General features: G+C 30.3%; 16 protein-coding genes. 12 read left to right on the top strand and 4 right to left on the bottom strand.

What is annotated here, in order from left to right; genetic code table 11:
* Window positions 1-19 precede the first annotated feature (19 nt).
* The 12 genes from aspS (at window position 20) to ACMCMH_RS10405 (ending at window position 8,773) form a co-directional block, all read left to right on the top strand.
* A complete protein-coding gene (aspS, locus tag ACMCMH_RS10460) occupies window positions 20-1,777 on the top strand; it encodes an aspartate--tRNA ligase (protein ID WP_412725319.1) in 1,758 nt (585 codons plus the stop codon).
* A 124-nt stretch (window positions 1,778-1,901) separates the two neighbouring features.
* The gene (locus ACMCMH_RS10455; RefSeq protein ID WP_412725317.1) at window positions 1,902-2,159 is read left to right on the top strand and encodes a hypothetical protein; all 258 of its coding nucleotides are present in this window, start codon (window positions 1,902-1,904) and stop codon (window positions 2,157-2,159) included.
* Window positions 2,146-2,427, top strand: coding sequence for a type II toxin-antitoxin system RelE/ParE family toxin (locus tag ACMCMH_RS10450; RefSeq protein ID WP_412725315.1), 282 nt, complete (start codon window positions 2,146-2,148; stop codon window positions 2,425-2,427). The genes ACMCMH_RS10455 and ACMCMH_RS10450 overlap by 14 nt, the downstream gene beginning before the upstream one ends.
* Window positions 2,428-2,643: 216 nt before the next feature.
* Window positions 2,644-2,916 carry a type II toxin-antitoxin system Phd/YefM family antitoxin gene (locus ACMCMH_RS10445; protein ID WP_412725313.1) on the top strand — a complete coding sequence of 91 codons (273 nt, stop codon included), beginning with the start codon at window positions 2,644-2,646 and terminating at the stop codon, window positions 2,914-2,916.
* A gap of 6 nt (window positions 2,917-2,922) precedes the next feature.
* Window positions 2,923-3,246 carry a type II toxin-antitoxin system RelE/ParE family toxin gene (locus tag ACMCMH_RS10440; RefSeq protein WP_412725311.1) on the top strand — a complete coding sequence of 108 codons (324 nt, stop codon included), beginning with the start codon at window positions 2,923-2,925 and terminating at the stop codon, window positions 3,244-3,246.
* Window positions 3,247-3,438: 192 nt separating this feature from the next.
* Window positions 3,439-4,539: a glycerol dehydrogenase gene (locus tag ACMCMH_RS10435; protein ID WP_412725309.1), complete on the top strand. Its 1,101-nt coding sequence runs from the start codon at window positions 3,439-3,441 to the stop codon at window positions 4,537-4,539.
* A gap of 7 nt (window positions 4,540-4,546) precedes the next feature.
* Entirely contained in the window at window positions 4,547-5,548 is a 1,002-nt protein-coding gene (locus tag ACMCMH_RS10430) for an endonuclease/exonuclease/phosphatase family protein (protein WP_412725307.1), read from the top strand.
* 284 nt (window positions 5,549-5,832) lie between these two features.
* Window positions 5,833-6,390, top strand: a complete 558-nt coding sequence (locus ACMCMH_RS10425) for a TIGR00730 family Rossman fold protein (RefSeq protein WP_412725305.1) — start codon at window positions 5,833-5,835, stop codon at window positions 6,388-6,390.
* A gap of 113 nt (window positions 6,391-6,503) precedes the next feature.
* On the top strand, window positions 6,504-6,923 hold the full coding sequence (locus ACMCMH_RS10420) for a disulfide oxidoreductase (RefSeq protein WP_412725303.1): 420 nt from the start codon (window positions 6,504-6,506) through the stop codon (window positions 6,921-6,923).
* Window positions 6,924-7,571, top strand: a complete 648-nt coding sequence (locus ACMCMH_RS10415; protein ID WP_412725301.1) for a DsbA family protein — start codon at window positions 6,924-6,926, stop codon at window positions 7,569-7,571.
* A gap of 8 nt (window positions 7,572-7,579) precedes the next feature.
* Window positions 7,580-8,134: a TlpA family protein disulfide reductase gene (locus ACMCMH_RS10410; protein ID WP_412725299.1), complete on the top strand. Its 555-nt coding sequence runs from the start codon at window positions 7,580-7,582 to the stop codon at window positions 8,132-8,134.
* Window positions 8,135-8,209: 75 nt separating this feature from the next.
* Complete coding sequence (locus ACMCMH_RS10405) at window positions 8,210-8,773, top strand: flavin reductase family protein (RefSeq protein WP_412725297.1); 564 nt, start codon at window positions 8,210-8,212, stop codon at window positions 8,771-8,773.
* Window positions 8,774-8,803: 30 nt separating this feature from the next.
* Here ACMCMH_RS10405 and ACMCMH_RS10400 read toward each other — a convergent pair whose 3' ends face one another.
* The 4 genes from ACMCMH_RS10400 to ACMCMH_RS10385 form a co-directional block, all read right to left on the bottom strand.
* Window positions 8,804-9,646, bottom strand: a complete 843-nt coding sequence (locus tag ACMCMH_RS10400; RefSeq protein WP_412725295.1) for a DUF5718 family protein — start codon at window positions 9,644-9,646, stop codon at window positions 8,804-8,806.
* 272 nt (window positions 9,647-9,918) lie between these two features.
* Window positions 9,919-10,902: an HpcH/HpaI aldolase/citrate lyase family protein gene (locus tag ACMCMH_RS10395; protein ID WP_412725293.1), complete on the bottom strand. Its 984-nt coding sequence runs from the start codon at window positions 10,900-10,902 to the stop codon at window positions 9,919-9,921.
* A gap of 27 nt (window positions 10,903-10,929) precedes the next feature.
* Window positions 10,930-11,982, bottom strand: a complete 1,053-nt coding sequence (locus tag ACMCMH_RS10390; protein WP_412725291.1) for a MaoC family dehydratase — start codon at window positions 11,980-11,982, stop codon at window positions 10,930-10,932.
* A 9-nt stretch (window positions 11,983-11,991) separates the two neighbouring features.
* Window positions 11,992-14,520: an aldolase/citrate lyase family protein gene (locus ACMCMH_RS10385; protein ID WP_412725289.1), complete on the bottom strand. Its 2,529-nt coding sequence runs from the start codon at window positions 14,518-14,520 to the stop codon at window positions 11,992-11,994.
* Window positions 14,521-14,523: the final 3 nt, after the last annotated feature.

Below are 14,523 nucleotides of genomic sequence, written 5' to 3'. Positions count from 1 at the left end.
ACAATTAAAAGGTAAAATATTGAGAACACATTATTGTACAAAAGTAACAGAAAAAAATATTGGTGAAACAGTAACAGTAGCTGGATGGGTAAATAGTAGAAGAGATCATGGTGGTCTTATATTTATTGATTTAAGAGATAAAGACGGTATCGTTCAACTTGTATGTGATCCTACAGACAACAAAGCTGCATGGGAAATTGCTGAAGGTGTAAGAGATGAGTATGTTTTAATCGCAACTGGTAAAGTTAGAGCTAGAGGTGAAGGTCTTGAAAATCCAAATCTTATCACTGGTAAAATCGAAATTGTACTTGATGAGTTAGTTATCGAAAACAAATCTAAAGTTATGCCTTTTGACTTAAATGATGAAAAAGTAAATGAAGAGATTAAACTAAGAAATAGATTCTTAGAACTTAGAAGTAAAAAATCTTATGATATTTTTAAATTAAGAAGTACAGCAAATATCGCTATTAGAAACTGTTTAAATGAGATGGATTTCTTAGATGTAGAAACTCCAATTCTTACTAAATCTACACCAGAAGGAGCTAGAGATTATTTAGTACCATCAAGAGTTCACAACGGTGAATTTTATGCACTTCCACAATCTCCTCAGTTATTTAAACAACTTTTAATGGTATCTGGATTTGATAAATACTTCCAAATTGCTAAATGTTTCAGAGATGAAGATTTAAGAGCAGATAGACAACCAGAATTTACTCAAATAGATGTTGAGATGTCTTTTTGTGACCAAGAAGATGTTATCAAAGTTGCTGAAAAACTGATCCACGATACTTTTAAAGCTTGTGGAAAAGATGTACCTACAACTTTCGCTAGAATGACTTACAACGAAGCTATGGAAAATTATGGTTCTGATAAGCCAGATATGAGATATGATTTAAAGATGACAGAAGTTTCTGACATCTTTGAAGCGTGTACTTTAGATATTTTCTCAAACATCGCTAAAGATAAAGTAAACAACAGAATCAAAGCACTTAAAGTACCAAACGGAGATAATGTATTCTCAAAAAGACAAATGAAAGGTTTCGAAGATTTCGTTAGAAAATTCGGAGCTTCTGGACTTGGATACTTCCAAATGAAAGAAGATGGTCTTAAAGGTCCACTAAATAAATTTTTCGAAGAAACACCTGAAAAACTACAAGAGTTAGTAGACAGATGTGAGCTTGAAGTTGGAGATGTTATATTCTTCGGTGCTGGAGCTAAAAAACTTGTATGGGATTATATGGGACGATTAAGAATCGAACTTGCAAACCAAATGAACCTTATCAAAGAAGATACATTTGAGTTCTTATGGGTAGTTGACTTCCCAATGTTCGAAACAGAAGATGGTAAAACAAAAGCACTTCATCATCCATTTACTATGCCTAAATCTTTAGACGATGTATCTGATTTAGAAGCTATTGAGTCTATTGCTTACGATATCGTTTTAAATGGTACAGAGCTAGGTGGTGGATCTATTAGAATTCATAAAAAAGATATTCAAAATAAAGTATTTGACCTTATGAATATAAGTGAAGAGGAACAAAGAGAAAAATTCGGATTCTTACTTGACGCACTAGAGTTTGGTGCACCTCCACATGGTGGATTTGCTTTAGGTTTCGATAGAATGATTATGCTTATGGCTGGAACTGATTCTATTAGAGATGTTATCGCATTCCCTAAAACACAAAAAGCACAGTGTCTTTTAACTTCTGCACCAGATGTAGTAAGTGAAGAGCAACTAAAAGAGTTAGCATTAAGAATCAGAAAAACTGAAGCTTAAGAGTTAAATCTTAAAAACTAAAAAGGTAGGACTTAGGTTCTACCTTTTTTTATAGATGATAAAGATTAAATGATTTTATTTAATCTTTGTTATAATAATACATAAACTACAAATGGAGGTCATTATGCATACAATGTCAGTACAAATTCAAGATAATTATCTACAGAAATTTATGAATTATGTGAATAATCATAGTGAAAGCATCACGATTACAAAAGACAAAAATTTAGAACATGACCCATATTTTTACGAAAGAAAAAAAGAATTAGAACAAGTTATTGAAGAATCTGAAAACGGTACAATGGAAATGTTATCACAAGAACAATACGACAATGAAATGGAAATATTTTTTAAAGATTTAAAAGCTAATGAAAATCTTTAGAACAAGATTATATAAAACTCAACTATTAAATATTTTAAAACACATAGCAAAAGATAAGATTAGTGCTAGTGTAAATTTCCACAATGAATTAAATGAACAAATAGAAAACTTGATAAATTCACCATTGAAATGTAGACAATCTATTTATTTAAATGATAAAAATGTTAGAGATATGATATTTAAAAAATATACTATACAATTTAAAATTTATAAAACTAAAATAAGTGTTTTAAAAATATTCAATAAAAACAAACCTATCTCTTTTTGATATTTTAATTATGATGTAAAATATAACTTTGACCCAATACAAATAAGTTCTTCCAGTACCAATACTATAATGTTTCATTCTAATTTTATCTCTCAGTATTTCTAGTAATTTCTTAGTCATAATAACTGTCTTTCAATAAAATGTCTGTTAATGCCTCAATACTAAATTAAATCTTTATTTGGTACAATATATAAAATTCTTATTAAAGGATAGAGTATGAACTTAAGTCAAGACATAAAACCTATTAGTTATCTAAAAGCAAAAACAGCCGATGTGATAAATAGTGTGAATGATACACAAAGAACAGTCATCATCACACAAAATGGTGAAGCAAAAGCTGTAGTTCAAGATATCAAAAGTTATGAAAATATGAAAAACTCTTTAAATTTATTAAAACTTATTGTTCAAAGTGAAAATGATATTGAAAAAGATGATATTGTAAAACAAGATGAAATGTTTGATAACTTAGAACAAAAACTATTTGGATAAAATCAAATGAAAGATTTTGAAGTTATATGGACTAATAACGCTCAGTATGATTTAGAATCAATAATTGAATATATCAAAATAGACAGTGTAAATACTGCAAAAAAGATATTCTTTGAAATTAAAAAAGAGTGTGATAGTTTATATTATTTTCCTGAACGAAAAAGAGTTGTACCAGAACTACAACAAATTGGAATCTTAAAATATAGAGAAATCATCCATAAAAGATGGAGAATCTTATTTAAGATAGATGATAAAAAAGTATATATTTTATTAGTTGTAGATTCTAGTAGAAATTTAGAAGATATATTGTTTCAAAGATTAATGAAATAAAAACTAAAAAAGGAGAAACAATGGAACTACTATACAAAACATTCGAAATAGCAATAGGTTTATTTTTCATATTTATGATTTATAGATTTCTCAAATGTAGATTTGGAAAGTGTGACTTAAAATAGAGAACTTTAAGTCCATATTACCTAAAATAAGAATAGAAAATAAACTTATATTTTAGGAGAAAATAAAATGAAAACTACTACCCTATTTCCAAATCGTTATGTACAAGGTGCAGATATTTTAAAAGATTTAGGTACAAATGTATCTAAACTTGGAAATCATGCTTTTATGATTTGTGATCCATTTGCTCACAATAATTTACTCCCTAACTTTCTTACAGAAGTAGAAAAAACATTACAAATAACAATAGAAGAGTTTGGTCGTGAGTGTTCAGATGAAGAGATAGAAAGACTTATAGACTTAGTAAACAAATGTTCTGCTGATGTTATCATAGGTATTGGAGGTGGAAAAACTTTAGATACAGCAAAAGCAGTTGCCCATATGCTTAAAAAACCTGTTGTTATCATCCCTACTCTTGCTTCAACTGATGCACCTTGTAGTGCTCTTTCTGTTATCTACACTCAAGAAGGTACATTTAAAAGATATCTTATCTTAGATAAAAATCCAGACATGGTTCTTGTAGATACAAAAGTAGTAGCAGATGCACCTACTAGATTTTTAGTATCTGGTATGGGAGATGCTTTAGCAACATGGTTTGAGGCACAATCTTGCAAGAAAAACTTTGCTGGGAATATGAGTGGTGATGTAGGTTCTATGACAGCGTATGCTTTGGCAAATGTGTGTTATGAAACACTTTTAGAATATGGAGTAGAAGCAAAAATGGCTTGTGATGCAAACGCAGTAACACCAGCGCTCGATCATATCGTAGAAGCAAATACTTTACTAAGTGGTCTAGGTTTTGAAAGTGGAGGTTTAGCGTCTGCTCATGCCATACACAATGGACTAACTGCACTTGAGCCAACTCACGCGTATTTTCATGGTGAAAAAGTTGCTATTGGTACCCTAACCTCTCTAATTTTAACAGACAAAAGTAAGGAGATAATAGATACTGTTTTTACTTTTTGTGAATCGATTGGTTTACCTACTACTTTTGCTGATATTGGACTAGAAAATGTAACAGATGAAGAGCTTATGCAAGTTGCAAATCTTACTTGTGCAGAGGGTGAAACAATACACAATGAACCATCACATGCAACAGCTATACAAGTATTTTATGCTCTTAAAACCATGAATTCTATTGGTATGAATAGAAAAAATAAACGAAATTAAATCTGAAATGCAAACACTACGAATAGGGACTTTTAATCTTTTTCAATTTGTCGAACCTCCCTACTCGTGGTATGATAAAAAAAATAGCTTTTCAAAACAACAATGGCTAGATAAAACCGCATGGATCAAAAATCAAATCATTGATATGAATTGTGATGTTATTGGGTTTCAAGAAGTATTTTCAAAAAATGCCTTAGAGAAACTTACAAAAGAACTTGGATTTGATTATTTTGTGAGTGTAGAAGATGCTAAAGTAGACAACAAAGACCCAAATATATTTATAAGCACTACAGTTGCACTTGTTTCAAAATACCCTATTTTAGAAATTGTAGAAGTACCTGCAGATACAAAAAGCATTGTAAAACATAAACTTGAAGATAATTTTCAGTTTTCAAGAACTCCTATCAAAGCAATTATTGAACTTCCAGATAAACAAATAATAACTGTTTATGTCAATCATTTAAAATCAAATAGAGAAAATGAACTTGAATATTTATTTAGAAAAGAGCATACCTTAGAAGAGAAGATATTAAAAACCAAAGATGCATTAGAAAAAAACATATCTAAGTCCTTAAAACAAAGACTTTGTGAAGCATCATCTTTATTTTTTGATATCAAAGAAACTAATACTCCTATTATTTTTATGTGTGATTTAAATGACAAAGAGTTTTCACTCACAATAGAAGCACTTACAAACGAAGCGTATCATGAAAATACTAAAGAAAATTCATATCTTTTATATGACTGTTATAATTTAGTAGATAAAAAAATTCACAACCCTCATCCTGAACAGAAAAAAATACAAAGAACACCCACAAGTTATTTTCAAGGGAAAGGGAGTGTTTTAGATTATATATTTGTTTCAAAAGAGTTTGTTACAAACGAAAAAAAAACTATAAGAAAAATAACTTCATACGAAATATATAATAAGCATTTTCACAATAATCCACATGGTTCGCTTCTTCAAAGTGACCATGCGCAAATAGTGTGTAATATAGAACTAAATTAGCTGTTATATCAAAAAAACACAAGAAAAGAGCAAATACATACTATATTTTTTTTATTAGGCTATAATGTTTCATAATATAAAAAAGGAGTTACAATGGCAAAAGGAAAAGATGTTCAAAAGTCAGCTAAGACTGCACCTGCAAAATCATTAAAAGAGAAAAGAGCAGACAAAAAGATGAAAAAAGCTTCAAAATAATTTTTTAGTAGCTTTTTAGTCAAGGTAGAATATTTATTCTACCTTTTTTTATTTAACAACAAATATCAATATACAAAAGGAATATAATAATGAAAATAGCAGTTTTTTGTGGTTCAAGTAGTGGAAACAATATAGAATATACAAATGCTACAAAAGAGTTAGGAAAGTTTTTTGTAGAAAACAATATAGAAGTAGTTTATGGTGGTGGAAATGTTGGACTTATGGGAGTTATTGCTGACTCCGTAATGGAAAATGGTGAAAAAGTTTATGGTGTAATTCCTGAAAAACTTCAAGAAAAAGAGTTGGCTCATAAGGGTATAACAGAACTTCATATTGTATCAAATATGCACGAAAGAAAAGCTATGATGGCAGACATGGCAGATGCTTTTGTTGTACTTCCAGGTGGTGCTGGAACTTTAGAAGAGATATTTGAAGTTTGGACTTGGGCTCAACTTGGATTTCACAACAAACCTTGTGCTTTTTTAAATGTAAATGGGTTTTATGATAAACTGTTTGAGATGATTGAAGGTATGTGTGATGCTAAGTTTTTAAAACAAGAGTACTTAGATATGTTAATACAAACAGATAAACAAGAAGAACTTTTAAAAGCTATCAAAGAGTATGTTCCACCAAAAGATAAATGGTAGTAATATAAAAATAAGATTTTATTATAAAACTATATTACTCTATTAATCACTTTCTTCATTTATTAGTCTAGAATAACAAATTAAAAATAAGTGTTATGTAACGAAGGTGTCGAATGGAATTGAAAAAAACAATAAGTACAGGTGTCATATTTTTATGTTTTCTAATAGCTAGTATAGCAACATTGGGAAGTTTATTTTTTAGTGAAATAATGAACTTTATCCCATGTTCAATGTGTTGGTATCAGCGTATATTTATGTATCCACTAGTACTTATTTTTTTAGTTAATTTACTCTATCCTGATGATAAAGTTTTCAAATATGCAATAACGCTAGTTACTGTAGGATTACTCTTCTCAATATATCACAATCTCTTGATGTTTGATATTATTCCTGAGTCTATTGTACCTTGTGTAAGCGGTGTTCCTTGTTCTACGGAATATATAAATTGGTTTGGTTTTATTACTATTCCATTCTTATCTTTTATCGCATATTTTATGATCTTTATCTTATTAGTTTCACAAAAAGGAAAATAAATGAAAAATAAAAAAATAGTATTGTTTGCAAGTGGATTGTTACTTCTTGCTTTTATAATAGTAGCAAATTTTTATCAAAAAAGTATCGATACAAAAACGGAACAACTAGCTATAAACAATGAGGGAGCTCCATTTGTAAGGGAACATTCCCCATCCTTTGGAGAAAATAAAAACAAAGTAACTATTACAGAATTTTTAGATCCAGAATGTGAATCGTGTAGTGCATTTCATCCTGTTATAAAAGAAGTATTCAACGACTACAAAGTCGAAACTAAACTTGTGTATAGATACTTAGCAAATCATAACAATTCAAAATTTGCAGTAAAACTACTAGAAGCGGCTAGGCTTCAAAACAAATATAATGAAACACTTGAAATCATATTTAAGTATCAACCTCAATGGGCACAACACCACAACCCAATGCCTGAGTTATTATGGACATTTTTACCGCAAGCTGGTTTAGATATGGCAAAGTTAAGAGCTGATTTTGAAACTATAAATGTTGATACTATGTTACAATTAGATAGACAAGATGCTATACAGTTAGGTGTAACAGGAACACCCACTTTTTATGTAAATGGAAAAATACTAAAAGATTATACTAAAAAAGCACTTTATGATTTAGTAGAGTCTGAAATTTATAAATAGGAACTAAAATGAAAATCAAATTGATATACACTATTTTTATTGCACTTTTTTTTGTTTCTTGCGATTCAAAATCACAAAAAGCTCAAGAGGTACAAAGTGTAGATGTAAAGTATAAAAAAGAGATTAAAAAACTAGATACATATACCCTTACAACTACAAAAGGTGAAGAGATATCATTTGAACTTTCAAATGATGTCCTTTTTTCAAAGCAATTAAATGGGAAAAAAGTATTATTAAATTTTTGGGCACCTTGGTGTAAACCATGTATAAAAGAGATGCCATCTTTTGTAAAACTACAAGAGAAATATAAAGAAGATTTTATCATTATAGGTGTGTTATTTGACAAAAAAACAAGTTCTGAAGATTTGAATAAATTTTTAAAAAAGTATAAAGTGAACTTTCCAATTACTGTAGGGGAAGAAAACTATAAACTTGCAAAAGCGTTAGATGATGTGAAGATGATTCCTGAATCATTTTTATACACAAAAGATGGTCTTTTAATACAAAAATTTGTAGGTGAGATAAATCACAAAGTTTTAGAAAATTATATTATTGAAAAGTGATATTTCTATACTTATTTTAAGTCCTTATTTAAAGATATTTCTATATCATTAATGCATAAAAAACAAGGGTTATAAATGATTATAGATTATAAAGATATAAATGATTTAAATAGATATAAAATCATGTCAGATACAGTAGTTCCTCGTCCTATTGCATGGATAGTAACTGAAGACAATGGTGTAGTAAATGCTGCACCTTTCTCATATTTTGTACCACTTTCTTCAAATCCTCCTGTTGTCGTGGTTTCAATAGGACAAAAAGAAAAAGATGTACCAAAAGATTCTTTACACAACATTTTAAAACACAAAAAAGCAACTATTTGTTTTGTAAACAAAGACAACACAGAAGATGTAAAACTATGCTCTACTATGTTAGAAAAAGAAAAGAGTGAGATAGAAGAATACTCTATAGATGTACAAAGACCACTCGAAGATTTTCCCCCAATGATTAGCTCAACTCAAACAGCACTTTTTTGTGAGTTTTACCAAACAGTAGATTTACCTGGTGTTACTACTCCTGTTATATTAGAAGTAAAAAAACAGTATATCGAAGATGGTAGACTTGATGAAAGATCACATGTTCATGTTGATAACATAGGAAGAAGCGGAGCTTTTTTTAAAGCGATGGTGGATATATAAAAGGTATCTTTTTAAAGAACCTTTTATATTTTAAACAACTACTTGATGTAGTTTAGAGCATTGTGATAAAAGAATATCCATACCTGACATATCTTGCATGATATCTTCAAAAGAGTGAAAGTGAGCATCATATACATATACAAAAATTTCATCTCCTTTTTCTAAAAAGTTTGTTTTTCCAAAATCACTATATGCTGTAGCACCTGCTGCTATTAATAAACCTTTGTGCTTATCCAAATCTTTAATAAAAGGATTTATCTCTTCTAATGGTCCCATATCTTGCTGAGAGTTAAACTTCTCTATCATCCAATCTTTTAATTGACCAAAAAAGTACGAATATGACTTAACTGCACTTGTAGTTCCATAGTCTCTTAAAATGCCATCTCTTCTAATAAATGAAGCGATATGAAATTTACTCAATATTCCGTCTTCTTCAAAATTGTCTATCTCTATAAGGTCACTCGCTATACCTTTAGAACCTGCTCCCCAGTTCTTTTTAGTACTTAACTTATCTCCATTTTGAATTCTGTTTGAACAGTCATTAAAAGCACCAAAGTATTTTGGAATAATATCCAATAATTTTCCATCTTTAAATTCAAAATCACATACTAAAGCAACTTCTGCTTCAACTTGTAAGTGTTCTATATCATTGTGAGTTATCTCATCTGTACAAATTGGATATGTTCCTAGAAATGTTTCATTATTTGGAATGTAAAAAGGAAATAATCCTTTTGGTGCATCTTTTTCTTCTGTTTTGATCACTGCGAATTCATCTGCTTCACCAGCTTCACCTAAGTGGTTTGCAAAGTTACCAGCAACTCCGAAACCTAAATAATCTTTTAAATCATCTGCGTTTATATATTTTTTATTCATTTTGTTTACCTTCAAATTTTAATATTTGACAATAAGTTTATTTTTTTGTTGATTATTTTTTTGAGTGAGAATTTGTTTTTAGAAGTTTATAGGTAGTTAAATTTATATTGTCTTTAAAATCTACCTGGGGTATAAACTCTTCTCACTATGGTTGGCGACCTTGACGAGTAGTTTTTTACTATTCATTTTTTCTCCTTTGTTTTTTATGTGATAAGAAGAATACTCTTCTTATCTGAATTTTAGTTTAAAAATGTTGAATTAAATGTTAGAAATTATGAAAAAAATCTAGTTTTAACTTCTTCTTGTAATTTTCCACCTGATAAATGTGCTCTTTGAACAAGTTCCCAGAAATATCTGTATGTAGCTCTATCGTGTAACTCACCATCATATTGGATTGGTCCCCACTCAGCATCTTGAGCAGCTAAAAGAATATTTTGTGCGGCTTCTAGCTCTGTAAAGTCTGGTTTCATTGCATCAACAATTGCTTGTACTTGTGTTGGGTAAATTGACCACATTCTTAAGAATCCAAACTCATTTCTAGCTCTCTCAGCATCTTTATATGTTTGGTATGGGTTTTTAAGATCAAGTGTAACATTATGACAAGGGATCACACAATTTTGGATAGCAGCTTGAGCAACTTTAGCTTTAGCAGCACCAATTAATCTATGATCAAATTGTCCTGGACTTCTCATATTTGAAGCTGGAATTGCACCTTGGTAACCTGAAACAAAGTCCATTAATCCGAAATCTAAAACTTGTAACCATGGTAGCGTAGCTGTTTTTTCAACATCTTGTAATGCTCCATGAGTTTCTATTAAAATATGAATAGGAATCTCTCTTGAAATACCAGATTCTTTAGCCACTTTTTGTATATATTCAATTTGTGTTTTAGCTTCTTCATAAGAAGTTGATTTTGGTAAAGTGATATATGCAAGTTTTTCACCAGCACCTGGTACTAAAATATCAACATCTTGTCTCCAATCTGGGTGTGAGAAATCATGGATTCTTGTACCTGCCATTGCATAAGGGTTAGCATCAGAATTAACAACTCTAACAATCATCTCAGCGTGTTCAACCTCTTTACCTGTTTCAGCTCCATCTTCACAATCACAAGTGATATCAAAAACTGGTCCTAATTTTTTTTGCATCTCGAAACCTTTTAGGATTAGCTTTTCGCTTCCTGCAAAGTGCTCACAAGTTGGGATTATTGGTAAACTTTTTCCTGATTCAAATAGTGCTTCGTTTGGGTGTGTCATAATATTTCCTTTTGTTTATTTAATTTTTTATTTTTTCTTTGGTATAACTACTGTGTAATCTAAATCTAAAACTACATTTGGTAGGTATTTTCCATCTTCACCTTTTGGTGAACTAACTTCTGTTGGCGTGATATTTTTAAGACCAATTGTTCTTAATCTTAATAATGCAATATCATCTCTATTTTCAACTTCTATTTTCTCAACTACTTCACTATATGCATAGATAGTATCACCTGCATAAGTAGGGTTAGAATGAGCTCCAGAGTTAATAGCATAAATCCATTGTGCATTTTGTAATCCATTAAATGAAATACTTCTAGCAATAGAAATTACATGTCCACCATACATCAATCTTTCACCCATAGGTGTAGACTTCATCATGTGGTCATTGAAATGCACTTTTGCATTGTTTTGGTATAATTTTGTTGCAAGTGTATGATCACTGTTATCGATAGTGATACCTTCGATGTGATTTAATCTCTCACCTACTTCGTAATCTTCCCAGAAATACTCTCCACCAGTACTAGTAGTATCTACATTTTTTGCAACGGGAATTGATATTTCACTTGCAATTGGTGTTGTTTTTGCAAATGATGGAACATCATTTATACCTGACATCTCACCTTTATTTCTTTTATGAATCATAACCCATCTTATTAAGCTTAGAATCTCTAAACCATCTTGGTTATATCCAATAGAACGAACATAAACAACTCCACTTTTACCATTTGAGTTCTCTTTTAATCCAATAACTTCAGTAACTAAGTTTACAGTATCTCCAACAAAAACAGGATTAGGGAAACTTACTTCCGCATACCCTAAGTTAGCAATCGCATTTAAAGAAATATCTTGTACCGACTTACCAAAAGTAAGGTGGAACATCAATAAATCATCAAGAGGCTTTTTATCATATCCAAACTCTTGTGCTAAAACATCACTAGAATGTAAAGCAAATCTGCTTCCAGTGAAAGCTATGTATAAAGATACATCACCATCACTGATTGTTCTTGGAAGTGGATGGGCAATTTTTTGTCCGATTGTAAAATCTTCGAAAAAATTACCTGTATTAATTTTTGACATCACTACTCCTTACTTATTAAATAGGTTTTGACCTAATGATTTATATGTTTCATATAAAGCAATCATTTTCTTAGCCATTTTAATTTTTGAACCATCAACTAACATACTGTTATGCATGATTACTTCTTTACCCTCTTTTTTAGCAGCTTCATAAGCTTCAATCATCGCTTCATAATTTTCAACTTCAGATTGTTTTGGAGTAAAGATATCATTGATATATTCAATTTGGATTGGGTGAATCAGAGACTTACCATCAAATCCTAAATTAAATGCATCTTTTGTTGAATCTTCACAAGCAAACTCATCCATCACATCAAAATGTGGTCCATCAATCACTGTTCTACCGTATGCTTTAGCAGCAAGTGCAATTTGTGATAGGTAATTAAACATCGCTTTTGAACCTTTTTTGATATCAATTTGAAGTCTATTAGCTAATTTATTCGAACCAGCAACAACAACTTCAACTCTAGAAGATGCTGAACATATCTCTTGAATATTTAAAACTGACAATGGTGTTTCAATCATAATCATCAAAGTAATATCAGGACTTACTTCATCTATTAATTTAACAGCTTCAAGTACATCTTCTTTACAATCAATTTTAGAGAATAATAACGCATCAATCTCAATCTCTTTTGCAAGCTCTAAATCTTTTGCTAAATCTTCACTTCCTAAGTTATTTACTCTTAGAACTCTTTCAGATTCACCAAATTTAGCACCTTGATCTTTATAAACCTCTTTGATAGTAGCTCTTGCCACTTCTCTTTGATCTTCTAAAATAGCTTCCAAATCGAAAATCACAGAATCAGCTAAAACAGTTTTTGCTTTTTCTACATTGTGTTTATTGTAAGCAGGTACAAATAACATTGATCTTCTAGCTTTATATTCTACAATCTCTTCACCTGTTTCAACTGCGTGATATTGATCATGAAGTTGTTTAACAAGTTGTTTTCTTAATACTTTACCATTTTTAGTTCTTGGATAATCTTTCATACCAAAAATCATTTTTGGAGCTTTATATTTCGCTAAATTATCTTGAGAAAACTTTAATACTTCTTCCTCTTGCTCTTGAGTTAATTCATCGTGACCAATTACAGCAATTGCAACAAGAACTTTATCTTTACCGATTTCCAGTCCAAAAGCAACACAATCTGCAACTAAATCATGAGTTTTTACAACTCTTTCAATTTCATGTGGAGATACTCTAAATCCAAAAGTATTGATGATATCATCTTTTCTACCTATAAACCAGATATATCCATCTTCATCTCTTTTAGCATAATCACCTGTAAAGAAATATCCATCATGTTTAGCTTTTGCAGTTTCTTCTTCGAGTTGCCAATATTCTAAAAATAAACCTGGATCATCTTCACCAATAGAGATCATACCCTCTTCACCATTTTCAACTTCTTCTAAAGTATCTGGATCAAGTAATTTTACTGTGTGTCCAGGTTGAACAAACCCTGCACTTCCAGGTCGAATTGGGTTGTTTTTAGAGTGAGAGATATAGTAAGAACATTCACTCATACCAATTGCTTCAAAAATGTCTTGTTTAAATCTATCTTGCCATAAACCAATCATCTCATCTGATAAATGCTCACCCGCTGACATACAATATCGTAAAGATGGACAATCTTCAATTGTAAAATCAGTTTTTTGTACGATTTGTCTATAAATAGTTGGAACCCCAATAAAAATAGTACATTTATGTTTTTTGATTAATTCAATCCATGTACCAGCATCATTACCACCTTCATAAGCAATAACAGTATGACCGTTAAATAATGGATCCATTAAAGCAGAACCTAACACATAAGTCCAGTTAAATTTACCAGAGTGCATGATTCTGTCATTTTCTTTAAAGTCAAACCAATATTCAGTTGCTGGTGTTCTACCTACAAGTGATCTATGTGAGTGTAAAACACCTTTTGGATATCCTGTAGTTCCTGATGTATATACTAAATATGCAGGCTCTCCAGCTTTTGAATTATAATGATTTACAGTATCATCACCATCTTTTAAAATTGTATTTAAAGAATATACATTGATACCTTTAGTTTTTTGTAAACCTTCAACACTATCAATCCCTGCAACAATAATAGTTTTTAGGTTATCAATATTTTCTAAATATGGAAGTAAATTTTCATACATAGAAGCTGACAATACAATAGCACTTGCTTGAGAATCTTCAGCAAGATACTTTACTTCTGAACCACTTAAAAGTGTAGAAGTAGGAACAGCAATAATACCAGCTTTAATAGCACCAAAAAATGAGATTGGGTATGCCAATGAATTTTTAAGACATACTAATACTCTATCTCTTGGTTCAAGACCAATAGATGTTAAAAAGTTACATACTTTATCAGAGCTACTTGATAACTCTTTATATGTGATCTCATCTGTACCTAACTTATCATCTTCTATTATCATAGCAGTACTATTTTCTTTAGGTGTACCAACATGTTTTGATGTACAAGAAACACCGATGTTTAAAAACTCTGGTACTTCTATTTCAAATTGTGATTTTTCAGATTTCATATA

The sequence above is a fragment of the Arcobacter sp. 15-2 genome, assembly GCF_047159865.1.
GTDB lineage: Bacteria > Campylobacterota > Campylobacteria > Campylobacterales > Arcobacteraceae > JAIOSF01.
The sequence above is the reverse complement of the archived record's forward strand: the minus strand, read 5'-3'. Positions and strand labels throughout refer to the sequence as shown.

Coding starts and splice junctions, on each gene's coding strand:
- ACMCMH_RS10455 (WP_412725317.1), top strand. CDS start 1,902: ATGCATACAATGTCAGTACAAATTCAAGATAATTATCTACAGAAATTT.
- ACMCMH_RS10450 (WP_412725315.1), top strand. CDS start 2,146: ATGAAAATCTTTAGAACAAGATTATATAAAACTCAACTATTAAATATT.
- ACMCMH_RS10445 (WP_412725313.1), top strand. CDS start 2,644: ATGAACTTAAGTCAAGACATAAAACCTATTAGTTATCTAAAAGCAAAA.
- ACMCMH_RS10440 (WP_412725311.1), top strand. CDS start 2,923: ATGAAAGATTTTGAAGTTATATGGACTAATAACGCTCAGTATGATTTA.
- ACMCMH_RS10435 (WP_412725309.1), top strand. CDS start 3,439: ATGAAAACTACTACCCTATTTCCAAATCGTTATGTACAAGGTGCAGAT.
- ACMCMH_RS10430 (WP_412725307.1), top strand. CDS start 4,547: ATGCAAACACTACGAATAGGGACTTTTAATCTTTTTCAATTTGTCGAA.
- ACMCMH_RS10425 (WP_412725305.1), top strand. CDS start 5,833: ATGAAAATAGCAGTTTTTTGTGGTTCAAGTAGTGGAAACAATATAGAA.
- ACMCMH_RS10420 (WP_412725303.1), top strand. CDS start 6,504: ATGGAATTGAAAAAAACAATAAGTACAGGTGTCATATTTTTATGTTTT.
- ACMCMH_RS10415 (WP_412725301.1), top strand. CDS start 6,924: ATGAAAAATAAAAAAATAGTATTGTTTGCAAGTGGATTGTTACTTCTT.
- ACMCMH_RS10410 (WP_412725299.1), top strand. CDS start 7,580: ATGAAAATCAAATTGATATACACTATTTTTATTGCACTTTTTTTTGTT.
- ACMCMH_RS10405 (WP_412725297.1), top strand. CDS start 8,210: ATGATTATAGATTATAAAGATATAAATGATTTAAATAGATATAAAATC.
- ACMCMH_RS10400 (WP_412725295.1), bottom strand. CDS start 9,646: ATGAATAAAAAATATATAAACGCAGATGATTTAAAAGATTATTTAGGT.
- ACMCMH_RS10395 (WP_412725293.1), bottom strand. CDS start 10,902: ATGACACACCCAAACGAAGCACTATTTGAATCAGGAAAAAGTTTACCA.
- ACMCMH_RS10390 (WP_412725291.1), bottom strand. CDS start 11,982: ATGTCAAAAATTAATACAGGTAATTTTTTCGAAGATTTTACAATCGGA.
- ACMCMH_RS10385 (WP_412725289.1), bottom strand. CDS start 14,520: ATGAAATCTGAAAAATCACAATTTGAAATAGAAGTACCAGAGTTTTTA.